This window comes from Cereibacter changlensis JA139, assembly GCF_003034985.1.
Classification (GTDB): Bacteria; Pseudomonadota; Alphaproteobacteria; order Rhodobacterales; family Rhodobacteraceae; genus Cereibacter; species Cereibacter changlensis.
Window position 1 is genome coordinate 1 of record NZ_PZKG01000257.1, and the last position, 2,858, is coordinate 2,858.

The 2,858-nt window shown below is 70.6% G+C and carries 3 protein-coding genes; 2 read left to right on the forward strand and 1 reads right to left on the reverse strand.

All coding sequences use genetic code 11. From position 1 onward, the window contains the following. Together C5F48_RS22845 and C5F48_RS26525 are read left to right on the forward strand one after the other, a co-directional pair. Positions 1 to 1,018: histidine kinase dimerization/phospho-acceptor domain-containing protein (locus tag C5F48_RS22845; protein WP_258186556.1), on the forward strand; the 1,018-nt coding region annotated here is incomplete at its 5' end. Next, a complete protein-coding gene (locus C5F48_RS26525) occupies positions 1,003 to 1,179 on the forward strand; it encodes an ATP-binding protein (protein WP_373454369.1) in 177 nt (58 codons plus the stop codon). The genes C5F48_RS22845 and C5F48_RS26525, both read left to right, overlap by 16 nt. Here C5F48_RS26525 and C5F48_RS22850 read toward each other — a convergent pair. Continuing rightward, positions 1,099 to 2,724 (reverse strand): DHA2 family efflux MFS transporter permease subunit, encoded by a 1,626-nt coding sequence (locus tag C5F48_RS22850; RefSeq protein ID WP_107666007.1) that lies wholly within the window; start codon positions 2,722 to 2,724, stop codon positions 1,099 to 1,101. The two genes, C5F48_RS26525 and C5F48_RS22850, sit on opposite strands and share 81 nt — an antisense overlap. Positions 2,725 to 2,858 lie beyond the last annotated feature (134 nt).

Genomic DNA, 2,858 nt, shown 5'->3' on the forward strand with positions numbered 1-2,858 from the left:
CGCCCAGCGGCTGCTGCCCCTGGCGGTCACGGATATTCTCGGCCGCGAGGATCCGAGTGTCACCCAGCGGATCGCCGCGCTGCGCGACCATGAGGAATTCTACACCTATCTCGTGCGCGACCCCGGGGGGCGGGTGCTGATGGCCTCACACCAAGCCGATCCGACGGCTTTTCCCCTGTGTGCGGCGCCGGGGTTCGCGCAGACCGATACTCATCGCCTGTATTGCGAGACGGCGTTGCAGGGCACCGTGATCATGACGGTGGCCGAGCCGCTCTCGCACCGCGCCGGGATCGCCCGTGAGGTGGCGATGGCGCTGGGATTGCCGATCCTTGTAGTCATCCCGCTTGCCCTCCTGGGGCTTATTGCCGTGGTCCGCCACAGCTTCCGACAGGTGCGCCGGCTGCGGGAGGCGCTTGGTACCCGCGGCGCCCGCGATCTTTCTCCCATTGACGGCTCCGGCCTGCCGGCCGAAATCGCTCCATTGGCGGCGGCGGTGAACCAGCTCTTCGACCGTTTGCGCGAAGCGTTCGAGGCGGAGCGCTCGTTTGCCGTCCATGCAGCGCATGAGCTGCGCACCCCGGTCGCCGGCGCCACAGCCCAGGCGCAGCGCATCCGGATCGAAACCTCCGACCCGAAAGCGGCGCGACGTGCGGCCGAGATCGAGGTCACGCTGAAGCGCCTTACCCGGCTTTCGGAAAAGCTCCTGCAGCTCGCGCGAGCGGAGGGCGGGCGGGTCACGACGCAGGTCGGCGCCGATCTTCGCCCGATCCTGCGCCTTGTCGTCACCGACTTTGCGCGCGCCGGCACGGGCAACAGGATCGCGTTGGAGATGGCGGAGGGATCCGTGTTCAGCCGGATCGACCCGGACGCCTTCGCCATCCTCTGCCGCAACCTTATCGAGAACGGGTTGCGCCATGGAGACGAGGCTCCGGTCGAGGTGGGGCTGGACCCGCGGCCGGGCAGTTGTCGGTCGGCAATGGCGGCGCGGTGGTCGCCCCGGACGTGCTTCGCCGCCTGACACTGCGCTTCGAGCGAGCCCCGGGGGCGGGAGAGGGCTCCGGCCTTGGCCTTGCCATCGTCCGCACCATCGTCGACCGCTCAGGCGGAACGCTGACCCTCGCCTCGCCCCGGTCCGGACAGCGGGACGGGTTCGAGGTGACCGTTCGGCTGCCGGTCTGAGGGTTTGCCTGTCCCCGCTTCTTTCGGCCCGCCCGCAAAGGGCACGCAGGCTAGGGCGGCCAGCGTCAGCACCGCGATCATCAGCCAGGCGTCGTTGATCGCCAGGGTCAGCGCCGCCTTCTCCAGCAGCGGGGCCAGCATCGCCTCGGCCTGCGGGGGCAGCGGGCCGGGCGGCAGCGCGGCGATCATCTGCGCCGGGATGCCGATGAAGCGCCCGGCCTCGGCGTCCTGCGCCCGCAGCCGCTCGAGCAGCGCGGCGGCATGGCCGGGGCTGCGCGAATAGATCACGGTGTCGATCAGCGCGAGGCCGATGGCCCCGCCGAGGTTGCGCATCAGGTTGAACAGCCCGCTGGCGTCCGGAACCCGCGCCTCCGGCAGATGTCCGAGCGCCAGCCGGGTCGGCGGCAGCAGGCAGAACATGATCGCCACGCCGCGCAGCACCTGCGGCCAGAACATACCGTCATGATCCGTGGCCGGGGTCTGCAGCGCGCTGAAGCCGAGCCCGGCGGCGAAGAGCGCGAAGCCGAAGCCGGTGAGCAGCCGCGCGCCGAGGCGCTGCTCGGCCGCGACGGCGATCGGCGCGGTCAGCAGCTGCGCCACCCCGGTCACGAGCATGATGGTCCCGATCTCCAGCGCGTTGTGGCCGCGCACGAAGGCGAGGAACACCGGCATCAGGTAGACCGAGCCGAAGAGCCCGATCCCCAACACAAAGCTGAGCAGGCAGCCGATGGCGAAACGGCGGTCGGCGAAGCTGCGCAGCTCCACCACCGGCGGCGCAGCCTTAAGGCAGCGGACGACGAAGCCCGCCCCGGCCGAGACCGCCAGCGCCAGCAGCGCCAGCACCGGGCCGCTGGTCCAGCTCGCCGCGGGGGCTTCTTTCAGCGCGATCTCCAGCGACGTCAGCGACAGGACCAGCAGCGTCAGCGAGACGAGGTCGAGGCTGCGGGCCGCCGCCGGCTGCATCCTCTCGCGCGGCAGCAGCGCCGCGCCCAGCAGAACGGCGACGACGCCGGGCGCGAGGTTGATGAGGAACAGCCAGTGCCAGGACCAGGTCTCGGTGATCCAGCCGCCGACGATCGGCCCGACCGTGGGGGCCAGCACCGCCAGCACCCCGGCCAGTGTGGTGGCGATTCCCTGCCGCCGCGACGGGAACAGCAGGAACACAGCGGCGAAGACCGCCGGGATCAGCGTGCCGCCGGCGAAGCCCTGCAGCACCCGCCAGAGGATCAGCGTGCCGAAGCTGTCCGACGCGGCGCAGCCCAGCGAAGCCAGGGTGAACACGGTCGTGGCGATCACGAAGAGCCAGCGCATCGTCAGGATGCGCATCAGCACCCCAGTCAGCGGAATGGCGATGACCTCGGCGATCAGATAGGCGGTCTGCACCCAGCTCATCTGGTCCGGCGGGATGCCCAAAGCCTGCTGGATGTTCGGCAGCGAGGTCGCGACGATCTGCACGTCGAGGATCGCCATGAACATGCCGGTGCACATGGCGAGGAAGCCGAGCCAGACGGCGGGTCGCGAAGGGCGCGCCTCAGCCGGCGGCATGGCGTGCGGGTCTCAGGGCCGCCGCCTCGGCCCGGATGCGGATGGTCAGCACCGCCGCGTTCAGCAGGGTGAAGACCAGCGCGACCCAGGGAAGGCCGAGACAGACCGGCAGCACGGCGATCTCGCCCACCACC